The following is a 22,637-nucleotide window of genomic DNA, read 5'->3' on the forward strand; positions in this document are numbered from 1 at the left end:
GGTAGCTACTGCAAATACACGCCTTCCTGCTCCGGATCGCTGAGGACTACTTTTACGTGCTCGTTGAAGGTGGTACTTAAAGAGTAGCCCACGTAGTCGGCCGATACGGGAAAGCAGCGGTGGTTGCGGTCCACGATGACGGCCACCTGTAGCTTTTTGATGGGTACTTTCAGAAAGGGTTGCAGCGCAAAGGCCAGCGTGCGGCCCGTGTTGAGCACGTCGTCCACCACCACCACCACCTGCCCGTCCAGGGCTACGTCTTCGCCCCCAAACGCAATGGGGCTTTGGTACGCGAGCGATTTGTCAAAACGTACTTCAATGAGGGTTGTTTTTAGGGGGGATATTTCCCGTAGCTCCTCCACCAGGCGCTGGGCAAACGCGTAGCCTTCGCCCACGATTCCGGCTATCACCACGCCAGACTCTTCAAAATTTTGTTCGTAGATTTCAAAGGCGATGCGCCGGATCTTCTGGCGAGCCTGCAAGGGCGTCAGGATTTGTTGACGAAACGACGAAGCAACGGGAGTAGCCATGGGTGTATAGTAAAAAGCACGATTCTACCGCAAAAGTAAGCAGGTATGAAAACTTCTCAACGCTCTAGCCAGGAATATGGTTTGGTGAAAAGCCTAAATCGCGCGGGGCTGCTGGGGAAGTACCCCCTAAACTACCCTGGGCGGCTTCCACAAAACGAACGATCCATTCGGCAAAAACGAGCTGGTCGGTCGCCAGCGCCAGGCTTTGCAGCCCCGCCTCCACGCCCAAGGTACCTATCCGGTCCACCCGCGCCCGGATCAGGGCTTCGTCGTATTCCTTCGTAAACTCCGGATGCGCCTGGATGCCCAGCATAAAAGTACCTACCCGGAACATCCCGACGGCGCAGCTGGGCGTGCGGGCCAGCAAAGTACCCTCGGGCGGTAGCGCAAGTACCTGATCCTGGCACATCATGAGGCTATTGAAGGCCGGTAGCGCGGGCTGCATCCAGGCTTCCGGCTGTACCAACTCAAAGCCATGTACCCCCACGCACCAGCCCGTTTCGGCTTTCTGCACCTTTCCGCCCAGGGCCTCGGCCAGCAGCTGGTGCCCAAAACACACGCCTACGTAGGGCTTCTGGCTGTTATAAAGCTGACGAACAAACTCCTGGAGGCGGTGAATCCAGGGCTCGTCGTCGTAGACGGAGTACTTCGAGCCGGTACAGATATAGGCGTCGCAGTCGTGGACGGAGGCGGGAAACGCGTCGTTACACACATCGAAAAACGTAAACGTCCAATACGGAGCTACTTCCCGAAAAAGCGCCGGGAACATGTCACGGTAGTCGCCCGCGATGTGGCGAAACTCCTCCCGCACGTGATCGCATTCCAGCAGTCCGATTTTCATAGGTACTTGTGCCTGGTTTTTAGGTACTTGATCAAAGGCCGACCAGGTACTTTAAAGTTTGAGATGAAATGATTTCGGTCTGGTTAATGACTCGTAGCCTACCCGGGAGAGCGTGCAGCCCCGGCCCGAATCCTTGACGCCCGTCCAGGCCAGGGCCGGGTCCAGGTAGTCGCAGCGGTTCATAAACCAGGTACCCGTCTCGACCCTCTCACCCACCGAAAGGGCCGCCTCCAGGTCGCTGGTCCAGATGGAGGCCGTCAGGCCGTAGTGGCTGTCGTTCATGAGCCGGATCGCCTCTTCGTCGTTTGGCACGGCCATGATCCCCACCACCGGCGCAAAGCTTTCCTCGGCCATGACGGCCATGCCGTGGTGTACGTCCACGAGTACCTGCGGGGCCATGTAGGGGGTACCTGGCGCGTGCGCCGCAAAGAGCGCGGGGTCCACCAGCGCCCGCGCGCCCTGCCGCAGGGCCTCATCGATTTGCTGCTGGGCAAAGGCCGCCGCCGAAGCGCGTACCATCGGCCCCAGCGTAGTACCTGCCTCCAGCGGGTTGCCCAGTTGGTAGGTTTTGGTCAAGGCGACGAAGCCCTCCACAAAGGGCTCGTACACGGAGCTGTGTACGTAAATCCGCTCGATACCGCAGCACGACTGCCCCGAGTTGAAGAAAGAACCGTCGACGAGGTTTTCGATGGCGTCGGCCAGGTTGGCATCGGCCCGTACGTAGGCCGGATCTTTACCGCCCAGTTCCAAGCCTCCTACGATAAAGCGCTGGTTGATAGCCCGCTGCACCGCCTTACCGCCCTCCACCGAGCCCGTGAAGGCCACGTACGCCATGCGCGGGTCGGTAATGACCTGCGCTACCTGCCCGTGGCTCAGGTGCAGGTACTGAAATACGCCCTCGGGCAGCCCGGCGTAGGCAAAAGCCGCCGCGTAGCGCTCGGCGCAGAGGGGCGTTTGCTGGGCATGCTTAAGGACCACGGCATTGCCCGCCATGATGGCCGGTATCACCGAGTTGACGGAGGTCAGGTAGGGGTAGTTCCAGGGCGCTATCACGAAGACAACGCCCAGCGGATCGCGCTTGATGAACCGGCGAAAACCCGGCAGCTCCGGTACCTGCACGTTGGCCAGGGCCTCTTCGGCCACGGAAATCATGTACTGCGCCCGCTCCTGAAAGCCCCGCCGGATTTCGTTGGGCGTGTACCGAATGGGCCGCCCCATCTGCCAGGTCAGCTCCTCCCCGATGGCGTCGGCGTGGAGCAGGAAGTACTCCACTGCTTTCTGGCATACGGCGGCGCGCTCGGCCAGGCTCGTTTGTCGCCAGTGCTGCTGGGCTTTTTCGGCCTTAGCCAGTACCTTTTCTATTTCATTGCCCGTAGCGAGGGGGCGCTCTACGTATACGGAGCCGTCGATGGGGCTGATGGTTTTTTGAATACTCACGGGAAGAAGAAGGTTTTGCGTATAAGACTTGGGGCGGTTTTTGGAGCAATTTCGTTTCGGCTTGCTACAAACTTACTTAAAAGCCCACCGTTTGAATTTACCACTTGGCCCACCATAAGTCATATCCACGGTTAGGCTTTGTTTATGTATTTTTTTATTACGCGATCGTCCCAAACCTGGACCTCTATGTACTTGTCATATTTGAATCTTTCCTCGGCTTGACATTTCTCTTCGGAGGGCTGTCCGTACTCACTAATCAGCTCAGGTACTTCCTGGAGTAGAAAGATTTGTCCGTTACAAGCCTTCCTGTACACTTCAAGTTTAGGTTCATCATAAAACTGAAAGGACACCATGCTATCTGGATACGTAAAACTTACATGGTCAGGATTAAAGTCCTTTACGGGTATTTTTATAACACCAGGATTTACGTACCATGATTTTGCCCATTCACAGGCTCCTAAGGTAAAGTAGAAAGGATCATTCCTGGTTGGCTTTCCCCCTTTCAGGATAAACTGTTCTTTGATTCTCGTCTCCAGCGAAAATCTTAATTCAATATAATTACCAGGCCTTTTACTGTTAAAACCTTCTACGAGTTGATTTTGGATCTTTACCGCTTTTTCATATCCATGTTCAGTGATATTTCGGAATGGACCATTTGCAAGTTCGTAGTAATGGTATAAGAATTCTGGTACGTTCATTTGGTTTGATGTAATAAAATCTAACGTGTACGGTAAGGTACATCATTCAGGGTACTTGGCACCAAAAAGATCATTCGTGCCAAGTACCTCCATGCCGGTAGTGATCAAGAAAAAAACGGCCTCAAAGTACCTCCCGGCGCGAATCAAAGCGGCGTGACGTAGGCCGAGGTGATCCCGCCGTCAACGAGGAAATCCGCCCCGGTGGTGTAGGACGACTCGTCCGAGGCCAGGTACAGCGCCGCGTAGGCCATCTCTTTGGCTTCGCCGAAGCGACCCATCGGGATATGCACCAGGCGGCGTTGCTTTTTTTCTTCGGTATTCAGGAATTTCATCAGTAGCTCGGTCCGCAGCGGGCCGGGGCAGAGTGCGTTCACGCGGATATTCTCGCGGGCGTGGATGGTAGCCAGCTCCCGGGTGAGGGCCAGCACGGCCCCTTTGCTGGCCGTATAGGCTACCTGCGGCGTGGCCGCACCCAAAATGGCCACGAAGGAAGCCGTATTGATGATGGAACCGCCGCCCGCCCGGCGCAGCGCCGGAATGCCGTACTTACAGCCCAGAAATACGCCCTTGGCGTTGATGTTCATGGTCAGGTCCCAGACGGCCTCCTCGGTGGTCATGGCGTTGTCGTCGTCGCTGTGCATGATGCCCGCGTTGTTGAAAAGTACGTTCAGCTTGCCGTACTGCTCCTCGGCAAAGGCGACCATGGCCTCGCAGTCGGCGGCTTTGGATACGTCGGCCCGGAAGTACCTGGCCGTGCCGCCCGCCGCCGTAATGAGGCTCACCGTTTCCTGACCCGCTTCGTCGTTGACGTCCGTCACCACGACCTGAGCACCTTCTTGGGCAAATAACAAGGCCGTTTCCCGGCCGATCCCGTTTCCACCCCCCGTAATGAGGGCGACTTTATTTTCTAAACGCATAGAGGTTGGGTATTCGAAGTTGATTGATATAAAAAGGGTTAATCACTATATATTATAAAGGTTTGGGGCTTGGCTAAGTTGTAGCACTTTCTCCTAAATATTCATTCGAAGCATATCTGTTTGTCTACCTACACAACTGCTATTAAACCACCGCTTTCGCCAAATTACATTTTTATTTATTATCTACAGTTCTTTCACTTATTTACCCATTACATACTTCCCGATTCGGGCCAATTTATCCAATGCGTATTTGGTTCCAAGGTAGGCTTATATTGATTGGAGTCATCTGCCACTATAACTTTAGCAAGCATTTTCCAGGTTTCATAAGAGCTTGGTCTGTTATTTTCCCAAATATCTCTATTCCAGTCATCTTCTAGTACTTCTTGAAGTCGAAATAATTTTGCAAAATTCTCAAAATTCATTTCGCTAAGCTCTGTGAAGCGTCTATTTAATTCGTATGTTTGACGCAAATGATCGTCTGTTATTGCGGATGAAAATTGCAATTTAAAGTCTTTATGAAACCACTCGTCAAGTACTAATATTTTTTTTAAGTCGGCCGGAATAGACTTGTGTAATTCATTGTCCGTTGCACGAAATAAATCTCGATTTTGAGAAACAACAAACCTTCCAACTTCTTCAACTCTTATTTCATTTTGTTCATATTCTTTCAATTTAATTCCGGCGTCTACGTAATCTTGTTTGTTGTGGCTTAAATAAACCTCCTGTCCACGAACTAACCAAATTTTCGCATCTGACTTTAGGCTTTCATCATCAATTGTTTGGTTGAAGTTGTCGGCATCATTTGGTTGTATACTATAATAACTTGTTGGGCGTCCGTTGTAGAATTCTAAATTTGTCAAACAGTTTCCGTAATAATTGATATCAAGAGTAATAGCTCCTGCTCTCGGGTTATACCCTAGTCTCTCAATGGCAAGTGCCCAACGGTGGTTGTCGTCACGAAAAACATTGAGTCTTGAGTCAATGAGGTATGAATATACATGGCCAAGTTCAACAAATGAACAATAATATCCGTCATTTGAATTATCAAGCGTACTTAATATTTCTTCTTCAGTCATTGCTTATTCGAGTCGTTTCCAATAGCTGGCAACTACTGCCCTAAAGAAAATCAAATGCGCTCAAAGTACCGCTTCCGCTCCCAGTCGGTCACGGAGGTATTGTACATTTTTTGTTCGGTGTGGAAGTAATGCGTGTAGTGCTCCACGACTTCGGGTCCGAAGGTACTTTTGGCAAATTCGCTGCGCTCGAAAAGCGCCACCGCCTCCGACAGCGTGTAAGGTACCCGGGGCAGGTGCGCCGCCGCGTAAATATCGCCTTCGAAGCAGGCGGGCGGCTCGATGCGGTTTTTGATGCCGTCCAGCCCCGAGGCCAGCGAGGCCGCAAAGGCCAGGTACGGATTGCAGTCGGCACCGGGGATACGGCACTCGATACGCAGGCTCGGCCCGTGGCCCACCACCCGGAAACCCGCCGTGCGGTTGTCGTAGCTCCAGGCCAGCCGGGTAGGCGCCCAGGAGCCGTCCACGAAGCGCTTGTAGGAGTTGACGGTAGGCGCGTAAAACGGCATGACGTCGGGTACGTGCGCAATCCAGCCGCCCAAAAACCACCGAAACACGTCGGAGCCCTTCACCGGCCCGAACGCCTGATCCTCCACGAAGGCATTCTGGCCGTCTTTCCAGAGGCTGATGTGCAGGTGACTGCTGGAGCCCGCCTGGTCGGTGGCATACTTGGCCATAAACGTCAGCGACAGCCCCATGGCGTCGGCTACTTCTTTGAGGCACTGCTTGTACACCACGTGGTTGTCGGCCATGCGAAGTACCTCGGCGTAGCGCACGTTGAGCTCGTGCTGCCCTAGCCCCCACTCGCCCTTGGAGTTCTCGACGGCTATGCCCGAGCGCTTCAGGTGCCGCCGCACCGCCGCCGTAAACTTCTCAGTGCGGGTACCTTGCAGGATATGGTAGTCTTCGAGGTAGTAGCCTACGGGCGTCAGGTCCTGGTACTGCTGCTGGTGGGCCTGGCGGTAGCTGTTTTCAAAGAGGTAGTACTCCAGCTCCGAAGCCGCCGAGCAGTCCAGCCCCATTGTTTGGGCCGCCTCCACCTGTTTTTTCAGCAAGGAGCGCGGCGCTACCGACACCAGCCCGTGGGTTTTCTCGTCGTGCACGTCACAAAGTACCAGGGCCGTTTTGTCGAGCCAGTCGGCTACGCGCAGGCTCGTGGGGTCGGGGACTAAATGAAAATCCCCGTAGCCGCGTTCCCAGTTGGCGTACTGGTAGCCCGGCACGGGCTCCATTTCCATGTCGGTGGTCAGGAGGTAGTCGCAGCCGTGGGTACCCGACTTCCGCACCGTGTCGAGGTAGTACTCGGCATCCATGCGCTTGCCCATCAGGCGGCCGTAGTGATCGGTAAAGCCCACGATCACCGTCTCGATGGTGCCGTCGTCTACTCGTTGGGCCAGTTCGTCGGAAGAAAGAAATCCAGGGTAGGTCATGGTACTGAAAAGAGGGGTCGTTGGGAATGGCTTCCAAGATAGCGATAACCGCCAAAATCTCCAATCCAATACGCAAAACCGCCCGCAAAGGACTACCCGCGGGGGTACTTTTAGCGTAGCTTCGGCAAGCGGGCTGTCATCGGGAACTTCACCAGTACCTTGCGCCCCGAAATCTTCTCCAGCATCGGCGTAAGCATTTTGCGGGCGTTCTCTTCGGTTTGTTCCAAAATCCCCATCTCCAGCGCCGACTGCCGGATCTGCCGCTCGGCCTGCCGGTACCCTTCCTGCACCAGCTGGGCTTCCTCCAGAAAAGCGTACTCGGTGTTATATACTTTGGAGCGCTCGTGGTCGATCTTGAATACGCAGAGCTCCGGCTCGGGCAGGTGTACCACCAGCATTTGCGATTCGGACGTGATGTCGGCTAGCCTCATCTGGGTCAGATCCACGCAGCCAATGGCCTCGCCCTGCACAATGAGTACCGCCTTGGCGTTGGGCAGCCATTGCTTCACCACCTCCTGCTCTACCACGTCCTTGAAGTTGTAGCGCACCAGCTCCAGTTTACCCAGCGCCGTAATTTCCTCCAGCACCACCGTGTGCAGGGTTTCGGTTTTGTTTTCTCCGCCCAGCCAGCCCGGCAGCCAGCTACCCGTCCGGAAGCTTTCCCAGAGGGTAATGGCCCCCAGAATGAGTAATACAAAAATGGCGAGCTGAAGAATTAATCGAACGATACGCATGAGTTTCAAAAATAAAGGAAAAGGGTACTTGTACCCAACAAACCTGAGCCAGACAACATTCAACGGGTACTTTCAGAAGCCAGCCGCCGGGCGGTTTCCCGAGCCATGCGCTGCGCCAGCATACTGGCCATGATGAGCTGCAAGGCGTGGTAGAGCATGATGGGCAGCAGGATGATGCCCGCCTCGGCCGAGCCGCCAAAAAGTACCTTGGCCATGACGGCTCCCTGCACCATGGATTTCTTGGACCCACAAAATACGGCCGTGATCCGGTCTTCCCGACGGAAACCCAGCCAGCGGCTACCCAGGATCATGAGGCCGTAAATGAGGTAAAAAAGGACCACCATGCCCACGGCCAACGTCCCCAAGTGCCCCCAGCTGAAGGAGGCAAACAACCCTTCATCGAACGACTCACAAAACGACGTGTAGATGATCAACAGTATAGTGGTTTGGTCAAAAGCGCGTAATGTATGCTTGTGTCTTTCGGCCCAAGTACCCCAGCGGCGGTGCAGCAGTATACCCAGGAACACCGGCACCAGTACCTGTATCGTTAGCTTAATGATCACCGGGCCCAGTTCAAAGGAAGTCGAGGACTTATCCAGCACCAGCCCCATCCAGACCGGCGTGATGAATACACCCAGCAGGCTCGAAATACTCGCGTTGAAAATCGCCGCCGGAATGTTGCCCCCCGCCATCGACACCATCACGACCGACGACGAGACCGTGGAAGGTAGCGCCGCCAGGAAGAAAATCCCCAACCAAAGTACCTCATTGTCCGCGCCGCGAAAAAAGGGCCGGATCAGCAGCACCAGTACCGGAAACAGCACGAAGGTAGCCAGGTGTACCAGCGTGTGCAGGCGCCAGTTGCTGAGCCCGGCGCGGAGTTTTTCGGGACTTAACCGCAGTCCGTAAAAAAAGAAGATCAGCGAGACGCCGTAGGTAGCGATGTCGGCCAGGGGCACGGGGCTCTGCTCGGTGCCGGGATAGGGCCACAGGTACGCCAGGCCAATCATGCCCAGCAGCGCCAGCAAAAAACCATCCAAACCGGCCTTGGCCGCCACGCTCAGCACGCGCTGACTTACTCCTAAAAATGTATTTTTCATGCCTAAGAAAAGAAGATCGAACGGATCGTGGTACTAGTGTGGCTGATTGATTTTAGGCCCAAATTATGGATTTATTGTTTCGTCCCGACATCACAAGGTACTTCTTGCGCTTTGAACCAAGCTAAAAAAGTACCCCGACGCCGGGGGCACTTGCCAGGGCAGGTACTTTGGCTTGGGTTGGTTTGGCAAGTACCTCCTCATTTCTTCAAAAAAGTTTCTACTTTTAATCAAATTTGTCCTGGCAATACCTGCCTAAGTACCCGGTCTCTCGGCCCTTTTTTTCGCTAAAAAAATAAAACCAATGTACCCCTTGTGTATGAAAACGGCTAGCCTTTTGCTGCTCCATAGTGTATTCCTGCTAGGTACCTGCATACCCGCCCCAGCGCAGCAGTGGCAGCTGGTATGGGCCGATGAATTCAACGAAGACGGGCCACCTAACGCCCAAAACTGGAACTTTGAAAAGGGTTTTGTCCGGAATAACGAGCTGCAATGGTACCAGCCCGAAAATGCGGTGTGCAAAGACGGCCTGCTGATCATCGAAGGGCGGCGCGAAAAACGCTCCAACCCCAACTACAAAGCCGGAAGTACCCAGTGGCGGGAAAACCGCGAGCACATCGAGTACACGGCGGCCAGCCTGCTCACGCGCGGCCTGCACCAGTGGCAGTACGGACGCTTCGAAATGCGCGGCAAAATCGATACGCAGCCGGGGATCTGGCCGGCTTTCTGGACGCTGGGCGTAAAGGGCGAATGGCCCAGCAACGGCGAGATCGACATCATGGAGTACTACCGCGGCATGCTCCTGGCCAATGCTGCCTGGGGTACCAAGGAACGCTACAAGGCCAAGTGGGACGACTCCAAAAAGCCCATAAGTACCTTCGACGACCCCGACTGGGCCCAGAAATTTCACGTCTGGCGCATGGACTGGGATGCACAGAGTATCCAGCTGTACGTAGACGACGAACTACTCAACGCCGTGGATCTGGAAGAAACTTACAACGAAGCCGAGCCGCGCCTGAACCCGTTCCGCCAGCCGCACTACCTGATTCTGAACCTGGCCATCGGCGGCGACAACGGTGGGGAGCCGGTGGGTACCACGTTTCCGTCGCGCTTCGAGATTGACTACGTGCGGGTGTATCAGAAGAAATAGGGTACTTCCCCCACCACCCCCAAGTACCTGCTCCGATTCCCCCAAAAAATCCTTAAATTTGCCCTCCGTTTGGAAGTAAGACGCAAATTTTAGACTACATCGTGAGCTATCAAGAATATAAAAACCTCAACTACGCGCAGGTCGCCGATGAGGTACTTCGTTTTTGGAAAGAAAACCAGATCTTCGAGGCCTCCGTCGATACGCGCGAAGGAGCACCTACTTTTACTTTTTACGAAGGGCCGCCCTCGGCCAACGGTACGCCGGGTATCCACCACGTGATGGCGCGTACCATCAAAGATATTTTTTGCCGCTATAAAACTTTGCAGGGCTTTCAGGTAAAGCGTAAAGGCGGTTGGGATACGCACGGGCTACCCGTGGAGCTCCAGGTGGAGAAGGAGCTAGGCATTACCAAGGAGGACATCGGGAAAACCATTAGCGTGGAAGAGTACAACGCCCGCTGCCGCGCTACGGTGATGAAATTTACCGACCAGTGGAACGACCTGACCGAAAAAATGGGCTACTGGGTGGACCTAGAAGACCCCTACATTACCTACGAAAACAAGTACATCGAGAGCCTGTGGAACCTACTCAAAAAGCTCTACGACAAGGGGTTGCTCTACAAGGGCTATACCATTCAGCCCTACTCTCCGGCGGCGGGTACGGGGCTATCCTCGCACGAGCTCAACATGCCAGGTACCTACCGCGACGTGAAGGATACGACCATCGTGGCGATGTTCCGGGTGAAAAACCCAGGTACCTATTCGGTCTTTGAAAACCTGCCGCTGCCGCAGGTACACATCCTGGCCTGGACCACCACGCCTTGGACCCTTCCGGCCAACTCGGCCCTGACGGTGGGGGCGCACATTAGCTACGTGGTGGTGAAGACGTTTAACCCCTACACCCACGAGCCCGTGCAGGTCGTGCTGGCCAAGGATCTGGTAGGAAAGTACTTCTCGGAAAAAGGCCGCGACGGCGATTTTGAGAATTACGAAACCAGCGATAAAAAGGTACTTCCGTGGACCATCGTGAAGGAATGCAAAGGCCAGGAACTGGCGGGCGTCGAGTACGAGCAGCTCCTGCCGTACGTCACACCCGAGCAGCCCGCGTTCCGGGTTATTCTGGGTGATTTTGTGACCACCGAAGACGGTACCGGCGTGGTACATACTTCCCCTACCTTCGGAGCCGACGACTTCCGGGTCGCGCAGGCCAATGGCATTCCGGCCATCATGGTGCGCGACGAAACGGGCAAGGAAGTACCTATAGTAGACCGGCGGGGGCGCTTCGTGCAGGAAATCGGAGAGTTTGGCGGACGCTTCGTGAAACCCGAATACTACACCGCCGAAGAGCAGGCCGACCCGGACTTCCGGCCCACGGACGTGCTGATCGCCATCAAGCTCAAGGAGGAAGGCAAGGCGTTCCGGGTGGAGAAGTACGAGCACACCTATCCCCACTGCTGGCGCACCGACAAGCCCGTGCTCTACTACCCGCTCGACAGCTGGTTTATCCGTACCACAGCCGTGAAGGACAAACTCGTGGCGCTCAACAAAACCATCAACTGGCAGCCCGCCAGCACGGGTACGGGCCGCTTTGGCAACTGGCTCGAAAACCTGGTAGACTGGAACCTCAGCCGCAGCCGCTACTGGGGTACCCCGCTGCCGATCTGGCGCAGCGAAGCGGGCGAAGAAATTTGCATTGGCTCCCTGGAGGAACTCTCGCAGGAGATCGAGAAGGCTATGGAGGCGGGGTTGATGGAGGAGAATCCTCTTAAGCCTCACCCCCGGCCCCTCTCCGGCGGAGAGGGGGGTAGTTTGGAAACGAGTACTTCCGGCGGAGAGGGGAGTGTGGAGCAATATGTTTTTTCGGCGGATAAGAAAAAGTGGTTTAACGCTTTAAAAGATTTCGCCCGGGAAAACCGTAAAAATCAAACGGAAGCCGAGGGGGTACTTTGGGAGGTAGTTCGAAATAGCAAGCTGGGGATTAAGTTCCGCCGCCAACACGCTATCGGCGAATTTATCGCTGATTTTGTCAGCATCCCGGCCCGGCTCGTGGTAGAGGTGGACGGTGAAATTCACTCCTTGCCCGATTATAAAGAATATGACCAGGTCCGAACTGAATATCTAGAAGCGCTTGGTTACCAAGTCATCCGTTTTTCAAACGAAGAAGTACTGGATAATCTTGATCAGGTCATTGTTCAAATTAAAAAAGCGGTCGAAGAGAATACTTCTTCTTTAGAGCCCATAGGCTCCAAAGAAGAAAAGAAAGCCCCTTCTCCGCGGGAGAAGGGGTTGGGGGATGAGGCTTCCTTCGACCTGCACCGCCCCTACGTTGACCGCATCGTGCTGGTGTCGGCCACGGGCCAACCCATGTACCGCGAGCCCGACCTCATCGACGTGTGGTTCGACTCAGGAGCGATGCCCTACGCGCAGTGGCACTACCCGTTTGAAAACCAGGATATTTTTAACGAAAGCTACCCCGCCGACTTCATTTCGGAGGGCGTAGACCAAACCCGCGGCTGGTTCTTTACCCTGCATGCCATCGCCGGGATGTTGTTCGACTCGGTGGCCTTCAAGAACGTCGTTTCGACGGGTCTGGTGCTGGACAAAAACGGCAACAAGATGTCCAAACGCCTGGGCAACGCCATCGACCCCTTCGAGACGCTGGCTAAGTACGGCCCCGACGCCACGCGCTGGTACATGATCACCAACGCCGAGCCCTGGGACAACCTCAAGTTCAACCTGGAAGGGATTCCCGAAGCCCAGCGGAAGTTTTTTGGTACGTTGTTCAATACCTACAACTTCTTTGCGCTCTACGCCAACCTGGACGGCTACGCCGCCGCCGAGAAAGTACCTACCGAGCACCTCACCGAGCTCGACCGCTGGATCTTGTCGCGGCTCAATACGCTCATCAAAGAGGTAGGCGAGCAGTTCGACGACTACAACCCCACCAAGGCCGGACGCCTGGTGACGGACTTTGTCTGCGACCACCTCTCCAACTGGTACGTGCGCCTCAACCGCCGCCGCTTCTGGACGCCCAGCACCGTAGCCGGTGAGAAGGTACTTACCGACGACAAACGCGCCGCCTACCAAACCCTGCACCACTGCCTGGTGACGGTGTCGCAGCTGATGTCGCCCATCGCGCCGTTCTTTGCCGACTGGCTCTACCGCAACTTGACCAGCCCGGACGAAGCGCCTGAAGGTACTTTGGCGGCGTCGGTTCACCTGACCAACTGGCCGGTTGAAGAATATGCCATGATCGACTCGGATCTGGAGGAAGCCATGCAGCTGGCGCAGAACATTAGTTCGCTGGTGCATTCGCTGCGCAAAGGCCACAAGATCAAGGTACGCCAGCCGCTCTCGAAGGTACTTATTCCGGTATTGAGCGAAAAAACGCGCCGCCACATCGAGCAGGTCGTTCCGATCATCCTTACGGAGGTGAACCTGAAAACCGTCGAGTTTGTGGACGACGACAGCGGTATTTTAAAGAAGAAAATTAAGCCGAACTTCAAAGCCCTGGGTCCCAAATTCGGCCCGCGGATGAAGGAAGTAGCCGCCGCGATTTCGACCATGACCGAAACCGACATCAAAGCGCTCGAAAGTACCGGGGAATTTAAACTACCCACCGGCCAAGACGGCATTTGGATCACTCCGCAGGATGTGGAAATCATCGCGGAAGATGTACCCGGCTGGCTGGTGGCCAGCGAGGGCGGGCTCACCGTGGCGCTGGACGTCACCATCACCGACGAGCTCCGCAAGGAGGGTATCGCCCGCGACTTCGTGAACCGCATCCAGAACCTGCGGAAAGACAGCGGCTTCAGCGTGAGCGACAAGATTCAGATTACGCTCCAAAACAACGACAACCTCCTGGCCGAGGCCGTACTGACCAACCAGGACTACATCTGCCAGGAAGTACAGGCCGTGAGCCTCGACCTCGTAGCCGACCTCAACGGCCAGGCCGCCGAAATCGAGATGGATGAATTTACGCTCCGCGTGAAGGTGGAGGTCGTTTAAAAGTACCTTTTTGCTTAAATAGTAAGAAAGCCCGGCCGGTTGGTCGGGCTTTCTTGCTGAACTACCAATGCGTCACCAGGCGCAGGTCCCAGAAGTTGGCCACATGGCTGTGGGCTTTCAGATTCACCCCCGCCGACAGCGAGCGGTTGATCCGGTAGAGCAATCCCCAGCGGTGGTAGAGTCGGGAGTAGTAAGGTACCTGCTTAAATACATAGACACCTAGTTGTTGGCTGAAAATGATTTTTCCCAGCAGAAATTCGTGCCCTACCATGGCTCCGACCCGCACGTGGCTCCGGTCGGTCAGCGAGTCGCGGACGAGTTGCTCGCGCAGGGCCCAATCGCCATAGGCCTCCACCCCCGCCGTCAGACTGTTGATGTTGCTCACTTGCCTACTGTAAGTCACACCGCCGCCGCCAAGTACGTAGCGGCGGGTTTCGCCCGAGGCCACGTTGCGCACCCCGCCAAACAGGTACACGTCGCGCCGGGGCGGTGCCTCCCGCCATTCCTGTGCTCTCTGCCCCCGCGGCGGACGTACCAGCCGAAGCGGCTCCAGGGTATAATCTAGCCCCAGCCCAATAGTAGGCCAATTGATGCCTTTGTTGGGTTGCTTGAAGCCCCCATTCGAAACGTGCTGGTAGTCGACCATCAGCGTGACGGCCCACTGCTCCTGGAAACGGTAGTAGGTACTTAGTCCCAGCGCCAGGTACGCGCTCAGTGCGGTGCTGTACGACATATTGGCCGGATTGCGCTCGGGATGATACGGATTGGAAAGCCACGAAACTCCGGCGGCCCCGCGCGCACCAAGTACCAGTCGTCGCGAAATCGGGAAGGTCGGCTCCAGGTAGTAGGCGGCCGTCAGGCCTTGGCCCAAAATGCGGTTGTCGTAGTGGTAGTAGGCCAGCGCCAGGCCCGTCCGGGGAAAACACCCAAAGCGCCGCCAGGTTTCGGCCCCGTACCATTGCTGCCCGAGCTCTGCGTGCAGCCCCACCGGACGGGCCCCGGCGGTATTTTGTACATCCTGTGAATGCGCGAAGAGGGTACCGTAGTGGCCGCGCAGCGTAAGCTGAGGTACCTTTTCCGGCACAGCCTCGGCAGTACTGTCTTCCAGCATGATCTGCCCCACCGACGCCCCCAAAGTACCTAAAAGTAGTAGGTAAACAGCAATCCATTTTCTCATGGGCTTTCTTCTTCTCCCTCACCTTCCTCCTGGATCCCCCACCACTCCCACTCTTTCACCGAAGCGCTGAGCAGCCAGTCGTAGGTATTGCCCGGCTCGGGCAGGGCGTTGGGGGTGAGGCGTAAAAACATAAAGTGCAGGTGCGTGGGTGATCTTTCCTGAAAGGCATTCAAGCCCGTGCGGCCCACTTCGGCAATTTTATCCCCCGCCCATACCCACTGGCCCGGCTCCACGGCCACGCATTTGTTGTGGGCGTAGTAAAAGAGTCCGTCCAGGCAGGGATCATAAATCCAGACGTAGTTGCCACCGCGGCGCTCGCTCTCGGGATGCCAGTTGTTTTCTACCGCCAGCACAATGCCGCTCGTAAAAGCCAGGACATCTACGGGCTGGCACATCACATCGTCGATGTTGTCCTGGTTGCGGTCGCGGATGAACAGGTCGTGGGCGGGGTGGCTGCCACGTACTTCGTTGTCGAACAGATCGAAGCCATTGGGCTTGTACCCGCGCCCCCGCCCGCCAATGGAGTAGCGAGGTACCTGACCGCGCAGCGGAAACACAAAGTACCCCTCGCTGCCCACCCGGCAGGAGTCGCTCCGGCTCCCGAAAGACTGCCGCAGGCCTACCATCACTTCCTGAAAGGCCCGCTCGGCCGAGTCGGGTGAAATGGCCTGCGCACCTATCGCTTCGTGAATGGCTCTAAACTGCCGACAGTAATCCAGCAATTGCTCGGCCGGAGTAACAACCCGGCTCCATCCTAACAGCCCCATAATCATACCTATACCCAACAACCGCCCCATGCTCATCCAAATTCTCGTGCTCACTGATCTTTGTTTTCAAAATAGGCTCCAAAATACAAACAAGCTTTCATCGGGGCAATGTTTTCAAATGATTGCTATAAATTATTACTTTCACGTTCTTGATTACAAAAACAACTAACCCAACAACCTATGGAATACCGTCGATTTGGACGTAGCGGCTGGCTGGTCAGCGAAATTGGCTACGGCATGTGGGGCCTGGCCGGCTGGACCGGCTCCGACCTGGAGGAAGTAGATAACGCATTGAATGAAGCCGTAGAACGGGGTTGCAATTTTTTTGATACCGCCTGGGGCTATGCCGAAGGCATGAGCGAGACCATTCTGGGCAAACTCCTGAAACGCTACCCGGAAAAAGAGCTGTACGCGGCCACCAAAATTCCGCCCAAGAACCGCACCTGGCCCTCGCGCCGGGAATTTACGCTGGACGACGTTTTTCCCGCTGACTACATCGTGGAGTATACCGAAAAGAGTCTGAAAAACCTGGACGTAGAGACCATCCACCTCATGCAGTTTCACGTCTGGGAAGACCACTGGGCGCAGCGCGACGAATGGAAGGAAGCCATCACCCGGCTCACCGAGCAGGGGAAAGTACAGCGCTGGGGCATCAGCGTGAACCGCTGGGAGCCGGATAATTCGCTCGAGACGTTGAAAACCGGGCTCATCGACGCCGTGCAGGTCATCTACAATATTTTTGACCAGGCCCCGGAAGACAACCTCTTTCCGCTCTGCCGCCAGCTGGACATCGGCGTCATTGCGCGGGTACCTTTCGACGAAGGTACCTTGACGGGTACTTTTACCAACGAAACCACCTTCCCCGCCGACGACTGGCGCTCGACCTACTTCGTGCCCGCCAACCTCCACAGCAGCGTAGAACACGCCGAGGCGCTCCGCCCGCTCGTCCCCGACGGCATGACCATGCCCGAACTGGCCCTGCGCTTCATCCTGAATAATCCCGACGTGCACACGACCATCCCCGGCATGCGCAAACTACCCCACGTACGCGCCAACACGGCCGTGAGCGACGGGCAGCGCCTGAGCGAGGAACTGGCCCGTGAACTGGTTAAGCACCGCTGGGACCGTACGCCTACGGAGTGGTCGCAGTAACGGGGGTACTTTAGGTACTTTTACCGCTCATCCCGTTTTTTTGCCGTTCATGCTAATCGCTGTCACGAACCCGGCCCCGAAGGAATCATTGGAGTGTAATTAGCCAGAAACACTCAAACTTTTAAAACCTTCAAGAGCCATGAAAAACGGATTGAAAACCATGATGGCCGCTGCCTGCGGAGTACTGATGAGCGGAATGATTTCGGCGGCTACGCTTCAGCCCAAGCCCGGCCAGTCGGAAACGGTGAAACCTACCCAGGAATGCAAAAACAACCGCTGCGAAACCTTCGGCGTGGGTATGTACCGCATACAAAATACGCTCAAGATGAACTTGCTGATCGAGAAGCAGGAAGGCGAGCGGCTGACGGTACGGCTGCTTAACGAGCAGGGCCAGGTACTGCACGAGGACTTGCTCACCAAAAAGCAGAAAAAGTACGCCCGGCGATTGGATTTCTCAGAAATCAAAGACGGACGCTACACGGTTGAAATCACCAACGGCCAGGAGCGCATCGTGAAGCAGATCAACCTCTCGACGCAGGGCATCGTGGAAGCTCCCGCCCGCACGCTGGTAGCGATGAACTAAGTACCTCATTTCCCTACTACCAAGTACCCCGCCGGAAGTCCATTCCCGGCGGGGTACTTTTTTTATTTCACGTACTCCAGCGCCTTCAGCCAGGCCTCCATGGCCAGCGGCCAGTTGGCCACGGAGCCTTTGCCCTCGGTACGCATGGAGAAGCCGTGGCCGCCGCGCGGGTAGAGGTGCATCTCCACGGGTACTTTGTTTTTCTTGAGCGCCAGGTAGTACTCAATGCTGTTCTCGGCGGGCACGCCGGTGTCGTCGGTGGCGTGTACCAGCAAGGTAGGTGGGGTTTTTTCACTAACGTGCTGCTCGTTGGAGTAGTACCGGATGAGCTCCTCCGACTCATCGGCTCCCAGCAGGTTTTTGCGCGAACCCCCGTGCGCCAGCGTGGGCGAAAACGAGATCACCGGGTACAGCAAAATGGCGAAGTTGGGCCGGGCTTCTTCGGAAGCGTTGGGGCCTTTGTCGAAATGCGTGGAGAGCGTAGCCGCCAGGTGCCCGCCCGCCGAGAAGCCCATCACGCCGATCTTGTTCGGGTCCAGGTTCCACTTCTGAGCGTTTTGCCGGATCAGCTTCATGGCCTGCATGGCGTCCATGAGGGGTACTTCGTGCTGCCTGGTCATGGCCTGGGCGTTGGGGAGCCGGTACTTGAGCACAATACCCGCCACGCCCCGCGCCTTAAACCATTCGGCCAGTTCGCTGCCTTCGTGCTCGGCGGCCAGGATGCCGTAGCCCCCACCGGGGCAAATAAGCACGGCCGCGCCGGTCGCTTTATCTTGGGGAGGCAGGTAGGCCGTCATGGTAGGTACCGTCACACCGCTGATGCGCATGATGCCGCCCGTCGTTTCGGACTTTTCTACGACGGCAGAGTTTGCGAGGGCATTGGGTACTTTGCCGGCGGGCCAGAGGGGAAGTACCTCCTGCTGGGCCAGGCTGGGCAGGGCGTAAAGCATAGTGAGGGTAAGCAGCGGAATGTATATTTTCTTTTTCATGTCAATAAAGCTGGTTCCGGAAGAGCTATTGCCCAACAAAAGGCTAGGTGAGGTACTTCTTACCACTCCTTTTTAGAATTAAATTTGACAAAAGTAGAGGCCCGAAAAAAAGAATACGCTTTTTTCGTTCCCCAAATCAACCTGATTTCCCATGCTCATTCGCCTTGTCCGCATGACGTTCCGGCCCGACGAAGTACCTACGTTCCGGGCTATTTTTGACGAATCCAAACAGAAAATCCGCGCCCAGCCGGGCTGTACCTACCTGGAGCTCTGGCAGGATATGCAGCAGTCGCACGTCTTCGTTACGCACAGCCACTGGGTGTCGGAAGCGGCCCTGGAGCAGTACCGGCAGTCGGAGCTCTTCCGGGGTACCTGGGCGCGCACCAAGGTACTTTTCGCCGAAAAGCCCGTGGCTTTCTCGGCCCAGGTCGTCGACAAAACCGACGAGGCGTAGGTACTTGGGGTACTTTATTAAAAATTAAAAGTACCCCAAGTACCCTACTACTCTATTTCTTAGGCGGGTTGATCATGATGTGGGCGCGGTGCGTACCAGGGTCCATGATCCAGGGCATACCCGGCGCTTCGGGCTTGAGGGGCAGGCCGGTACTTTCGGCGGTGGCCAACGGGATGTACACCACGTAGCGCAGGTACCCGTCTTTCAGCTCGCCGGTGGCGGTGTCGTAGTTGTCGTCAGTACCCGAAAACACAAAGAGCGAAGCGGGTGCCTTGGGCATAGCCAGCGTGCCCGCCTTGGCTTCCTTCTCGCGAATTTCTATGATTTCCTGGGCCGATTTCCCCTCCTGCTTCAGCTGCCGTCCCCGCGCCATGAAGGGCTCCAGGGTATGGTGGTAGCAGGATACGTTGATGTCCTTCTGCGCGGGGTTGTCGGCCAGGCACACCAGGTCGTTGGTACCCTTGCGCAGTACCGTAAACTTCCCGTCGGTACCGTAGCCGTACACCAGCGCGCCGTCGCGCTTGTCGCTGGGAGCCGCCAGTACGGCCGTTTTGATCTGGATGGCGGGCGGTACTACCTTCTGGGCGTGGGCCCCCAGGCTGGCCAGGAGTAGTGCTACGCAGGTTAGGGTTGTTTTCATGATTTGGTTTATTTAGTTGGTCAATATCAATGTCTTTTGGTTTGGTGATGCGTGGGACCTCACTTACGTAAAGTACTCGTTTTATCCTATACCGTTTTTATTCCGTTTCATTCTTCAATTTAATTCAAAGCTAAGTTAGAAGGTAAACTACCCCCTACTTTTTGCCATATTAAAAAAAGCGAAAAACGTTTAATTTTAAAATGGTTTGTGAGGTGCTCTTTCCGCTTGAAAATTGAAATAGAATTGTGACACTAATAATGTCAAAAATATTGATACTGTCAGTGTCACAAATATTGCCTAAATTTGTGACAAATACATTAAATGTATATAGATGCTAAGTACTGAGAGGCAAATAGAAAGATCGATCAAGGCAAAACCAAGGGGCACGCTAGTGTTCCCGGAGGATTTTTCGTCCTATGGCTCGTCTGATGCAGTCAGGAAAGCCCTCACCCGCTTGGAAGATAAACGTATGCTTGTTCGCGTAGCGCATGGAATATATGTAAGGCCTAAGGAAAGTGAACTTGTCGGCACTGTGCTCCCGACTGCCGAGGAGGTAGCGGATGCCATTGCGAAGCGGGATAGGATAAGAACTGTTCCGAGTGGAAGCTACGCCTTAAACGCGCTGGGGTTAAGTACTCAGGTTCCAATGAAGATCGTACTGTTAACCGATGGATCGCCGCGCGAGATCAAAGTCGGCAAGAGGAGTATCAAGTTCAAAAAGGTGGCCCCCAAAAACCTTCTCGCAAAGGGGAAGGTAAGCAGGCTTGCTATCCAGGCTTTAAAAGAGCTCGGGAATGGACAGGTGAGCGCCCACGAAGAAGAAAAGATTATAGAGCAGCTACGCACGGAGGATATCGCGACGTTAAAACATGATATTGGCCTTGCGCCAGTATGGATTCAAAAAATAATGAGTAAGGCTTTACCAGATGTCACGCAGTAAATTTCATGGCCTGAAGGCCGAAGACAAAAGAAGCATTTTTGAGGACATCAGTAACAAGACCGGAATGCCTGCGTTTGCGGTTGAAAAAGACTGGTGGGTAACGGAAACGCTCGCAATCATCTTTGAGATGAAGGTGGCCAGTCACCTCGTTTTCAAAGGAGGTACATCCTTAAGCAAAGCCTGGAAGCTCATCCATCGGTTTTCTGAAGACATTGACCTTGCGATAGACCGGAATTACTTTGGCTACGACGGCGAGCTCTCCAAAAGACAAAAGACCGCTCTTAGAAAAAGGGCAGGAGAGTACTCAAGTGGCCCTTTCTTTGAGCAACTTCAAAGCAAGTTTGCTGAGCGCGGCTTCCAGGTTGATTTCAATGTGGTTGAATCTCCTGATAGTGATCAAGATCCAAGGATCATCGAAATTTATTACCCAAACGTCATATCCGCTCCGGGATATATGCAGGCTCGGGTACAGGTTGAGATAGGATGCCGCTCTTTGAGAGAACCCTTTGCCTATTGTACGTTTGGCTCCCTGGTAGATGAAGAATATGCGGGAAGAGAGTTTGCAGCGCCCTTCATTACCATACCGACAGTCTATGCCGAGCGAACATTCCTGGAAAAGCTATTTTTGCTTCATGAGGAATTTCACCGACCCGCCGAAAAGGTGAGAGTAAATCGATTGAGCCGCCATTTGTACGATGTGCATCATTTAGGCAGATCCGAGGCAGCTAAAGCTCTGAATGATCAAGACCTGTATGAGACAATAGTGTATCACCGGTATGTCTTCTCCAAAATGGGTGGGGTAGACTATAATCTTCATAACCCCAAAACGTTGAACCCAACCCCGCCAGAGGAAGTCGTAGGTGCTTGGGCTGCTGATTATGGGAGAATGCTCGAAGAGATGATCTATGAAGAAAATCCGCCTAGCTTCGATGTTCTATTAGGATCTGTTCATGGCATAAAAGCAAGCCTGGCAGAGCTCCCGTGGAAGTATCGGCTCGATTTTATTGAAAAGAAATAGCGATTTTTAAGTAAAAGCGGAGTTCTTCTTAAAGACAGTGTTTAACTAATTCAGAGTATGCTTCTTAGGTCTCCCAAGTGTCGATATTGTCCTGCTTGCTTTCTTAAAGTACCCCAGTTCTACCCCAAGAGGCACGCCCTACATTCCTTTCCAATCAGTACCCATTGACCAGAAAGCCACCGTCCACGCCCAGGCACTGGCCCGTAATGTAGCTGGCCGCAGGCAAGCTCAGAAACAGTACCGCCGCCGCTACCTCCTCGGGGGTACCGATGCGCTGCATGGGCGTGCGGGCCAGGATTTTCTCCAGCCGGGCGGGATCATTCAATATCGGCGCGGCCAGGGGCGTGTTGATGTACCAGGGTGCCACGGCGTTGACCCGGATGCCGTCGCTCCCCCACTCCACCGCCAGGTTGCGCGTGAGCTGGATCAGCGCCGCCTTGGTCATGCCGTACACGGAGCCGCTGCTGATGTGCGTCAGGCCCGAGACGGAGCTTACGTTGACGATGCAGCCACGGCTGGCTTTCAGCAGCGGGTAGGCCGCCTGGCTCAGGGCAAAAGCCGAGTGGAGGTTGAGCTGCATGATCTGCTCGTACTCGCTGGGGCTGTAGTCCACGGTGGCTTTCCGGATGTTGCGCCCGGCGTTGATCACCAGCACGTCCAGCCCGCCCCAGGTACTTTGTAGGTACTCCACCACGGCTGCCGCCGCGCCTTCTGCGGCCAGGTCAAACGCCCGGCCCGTGATGGAAAGCTGCCGCTCCTGGGCCTCGGCGACCAGCTGCGCAATGCCCGCTTCGTCGCGCGCTATGACCAGTACCTCGGCGCCCGCTTCGGCCATCAGCCGGGCACAGGCCGCCCCGATGCCCTTGGTACCGCCGGTAACAAGTACCTTCTTATTTTTTAAATGCCAATGGTTCATGTAGATGGGTAGTTGGTTGGGTGAAAGTGGGGGCCGACGAGAAGATCAATCTCAAAATTAATTGGGATAAAATGGTAAAACAAGCGA

The 22,637-nt window shown here is 55.2% G+C and carries 21 protein-coding genes; 7 read left to right on the plus strand and 14 right to left on the minus strand.

What is annotated here, in order from left to right; all coding sequences use genetic code 11:
• Positions 1–5 precede the first annotated feature (5 nt).
• From HNQ92_RS11820 to HNQ92_RS11860, 9 genes are all read right to left on the minus strand, one after another.
• A complete protein-coding gene (locus tag HNQ92_RS11820; RefSeq protein WP_184174225.1) occupies positions 6–530 on the minus strand; it encodes a phosphoribosyltransferase family protein in 525 nt (174 codons plus the stop codon).
• A 64-nt stretch (positions 531–594) separates the two neighbouring features.
• Entirely contained in the window at positions 595–1,371 is a 777-nt protein-coding gene (locus HNQ92_RS11825) for a glutamine amidotransferase-related protein (protein WP_184174226.1), read from the minus strand.
• Positions 1,372–1,422: 51 nt separating this feature from the next.
• A complete protein-coding gene (locus HNQ92_RS11830) occupies positions 1,423–2,808 on the minus strand; it encodes an aldehyde dehydrogenase family protein (RefSeq protein WP_184174227.1) in 1,386 nt (461 codons plus the stop codon).
• A 131-nt stretch (positions 2,809–2,939) separates the two neighbouring features.
• Positions 2,940–3,506, minus strand: coding sequence for a hypothetical protein (locus HNQ92_RS11835; RefSeq protein ID WP_184174228.1), 567 nt, complete (start codon positions 3,504–3,506; stop codon positions 2,940–2,942).
• Positions 3,507–3,649: 143 nt separating this feature from the next.
• A complete protein-coding gene (locus HNQ92_RS11840) occupies positions 3,650–4,423 on the minus strand; it encodes a glucose 1-dehydrogenase (RefSeq protein ID WP_184174229.1) in 774 nt (257 codons plus the stop codon).
• Positions 4,424–4,632: 209 nt separating this feature from the next.
• Positions 4,633–5,499 carry a DUF7003 family protein gene (locus HNQ92_RS11845; protein WP_184174230.1) on the minus strand — a complete coding sequence of 289 codons (867 nt, stop codon included), beginning with the start codon at positions 5,497–5,499 and terminating at the stop codon, positions 4,633–4,635.
• 50 nt (positions 5,500–5,549) lie between these two features.
• The gene (locus HNQ92_RS11850; RefSeq protein WP_184174231.1) at positions 5,550–6,926 is read right to left on the minus strand and encodes a glutamine synthetase family protein; all 1,377 of its coding nucleotides are present in this window, start codon (positions 6,924–6,926) and stop codon (positions 5,550–5,552) included.
• A gap of 110 nt (positions 6,927–7,036) precedes the next feature.
• Positions 7,037–7,660, minus strand: coding sequence for a DUF4230 domain-containing protein (locus HNQ92_RS11855; protein ID WP_184174232.1), 624 nt, complete (start codon positions 7,658–7,660; stop codon positions 7,037–7,039).
• A 59-nt stretch (positions 7,661–7,719) separates the two neighbouring features.
• Entirely contained in the window at positions 7,720–8,760 is a 1,041-nt protein-coding gene (locus HNQ92_RS11860) for a bile acid:sodium symporter family protein (RefSeq protein WP_184174233.1), read from the minus strand.
• A 316-nt stretch (positions 8,761–9,076) separates the two neighbouring features.
• Here HNQ92_RS11860 and HNQ92_RS11865 point away from each other — a divergent pair, with 316 nt between their 5' ends.
• Together HNQ92_RS11865 and HNQ92_RS29055 are read left to right on the plus strand one after the other, a co-directional pair.
• Positions 9,077–9,907 carry a glycoside hydrolase family 16 protein gene (locus tag HNQ92_RS11865; protein ID WP_184174234.1) on the plus strand — a complete coding sequence of 277 codons (831 nt, stop codon included), beginning with the start codon at positions 9,077–9,079 and terminating at the stop codon, positions 9,905–9,907.
• A gap of 101 nt (positions 9,908–10,008) precedes the next feature.
• Positions 10,009–13,914 carry a class I tRNA ligase family protein gene (locus HNQ92_RS29055; RefSeq protein WP_184174235.1) on the plus strand — a complete coding sequence of 1,302 codons (3,906 nt, stop codon included), beginning with the start codon at positions 10,009–10,011 and terminating at the stop codon, positions 13,912–13,914.
• Between the two features lie 61 nt (positions 13,915–13,975).
• Here the strand turns inward: HNQ92_RS29055 and HNQ92_RS11875 are convergent, their stop codons facing one another.
• Positions 13,976–15,091, minus strand: a complete 1,116-nt coding sequence (locus tag HNQ92_RS11875) for an acyloxyacyl hydrolase (protein ID WP_184174236.1) — start codon at positions 15,089–15,091, stop codon at positions 13,976–13,978.
• Positions 15,088–15,912: a M23 family metallopeptidase gene (locus HNQ92_RS11880; RefSeq protein ID WP_343062991.1), complete on the minus strand. Its 825-nt coding sequence runs from the start codon at positions 15,910–15,912 to the stop codon at positions 15,088–15,090. The genes HNQ92_RS11875 and HNQ92_RS11880 overlap by 4 nt, the downstream gene beginning before the upstream one ends.
• Positions 15,913–16,038: 126 nt before the next feature.
• Between HNQ92_RS11880 and HNQ92_RS11885 the strand changes: the two genes are divergently transcribed.
• Together HNQ92_RS11885 and HNQ92_RS11890 are read left to right on the plus strand one after the other, a co-directional pair.
• On the plus strand, positions 16,039–17,010 hold the full coding sequence (locus HNQ92_RS11885; RefSeq protein ID WP_184174237.1) for an aldo/keto reductase: 972 nt from the start codon (positions 16,039–16,041) through the stop codon (positions 17,008–17,010).
• A 139-nt stretch (positions 17,011–17,149) separates the two neighbouring features.
• Positions 17,150–17,593: a hypothetical protein gene (locus HNQ92_RS11890; RefSeq protein WP_184174238.1), complete on the plus strand. Its 444-nt coding sequence runs from the start codon at positions 17,150–17,152 to the stop codon at positions 17,591–17,593.
• A 62-nt stretch (positions 17,594–17,655) separates the two neighbouring features.
• Here the strand turns inward: HNQ92_RS11890 and HNQ92_RS11895 are convergent, their stop codons facing one another.
• Positions 17,656–18,582 carry an alpha/beta hydrolase gene (locus HNQ92_RS11895; protein WP_184174239.1) on the minus strand — a complete coding sequence of 309 codons (927 nt, stop codon included), beginning with the start codon at positions 18,580–18,582 and terminating at the stop codon, positions 17,656–17,658.
• A gap of 151 nt (positions 18,583–18,733) precedes the next feature.
• Here HNQ92_RS11895 and HNQ92_RS11900 point away from each other — a divergent pair, with 151 nt between their 5' ends.
• On the plus strand, positions 18,734–19,036 hold the full coding sequence (locus HNQ92_RS11900) for a putative quinol monooxygenase (protein ID WP_184174240.1): 303 nt from the start codon (positions 18,734–18,736) through the stop codon (positions 19,034–19,036).
• A 52-nt stretch (positions 19,037–19,088) separates the two neighbouring features.
• Here the strand turns inward: HNQ92_RS11900 and HNQ92_RS11905 are convergent, their stop codons facing one another.
• The gene (locus HNQ92_RS11905) at positions 19,089–19,676 is read right to left on the minus strand and encodes a hypothetical protein (RefSeq protein ID WP_184174241.1); all 588 of its coding nucleotides are present in this window, start codon (positions 19,674–19,676) and stop codon (positions 19,089–19,091) included.
• 331 nt (positions 19,677–20,007) lie between these two features.
• Here HNQ92_RS11905 and HNQ92_RS11910 point away from each other — a divergent pair, with 331 nt between their 5' ends.
• Complete coding sequence (locus HNQ92_RS11910; protein WP_184174242.1) at positions 20,008–20,616, plus strand: DUF6088 family protein; 609 nt, start codon at positions 20,008–20,010, stop codon at positions 20,614–20,616.
• Positions 20,603–21,634 (plus strand): nucleotidyl transferase AbiEii/AbiGii toxin family protein, encoded by a 1,032-nt coding sequence (locus HNQ92_RS11915; RefSeq protein ID WP_184174243.1) that lies wholly within the window; start codon positions 20,603–20,605, stop codon positions 21,632–21,634. Before HNQ92_RS11910 ends, HNQ92_RS11915 begins: the two co-directional genes overlap by 14 nt.
• A gap of 154 nt (positions 21,635–21,788) precedes the next feature.
• Here HNQ92_RS11915 and HNQ92_RS11920 read toward each other — a convergent pair whose 3' ends face one another.
• On the minus strand, positions 21,789–22,550 hold the full coding sequence (locus HNQ92_RS11920) for an SDR family oxidoreductase (protein ID WP_184174244.1): 762 nt from the start codon (positions 22,548–22,550) through the stop codon (positions 21,789–21,791).
• Positions 22,551–22,637: the final 87 nt, after the last annotated feature.

The organism is Rhabdobacter roseus (assembly GCF_014202275.1).
Classification (GTDB): domain Bacteria; phylum Bacteroidota; class Bacteroidia; order Cytophagales; family Spirosomataceae; genus Rhabdobacter; species Rhabdobacter roseus.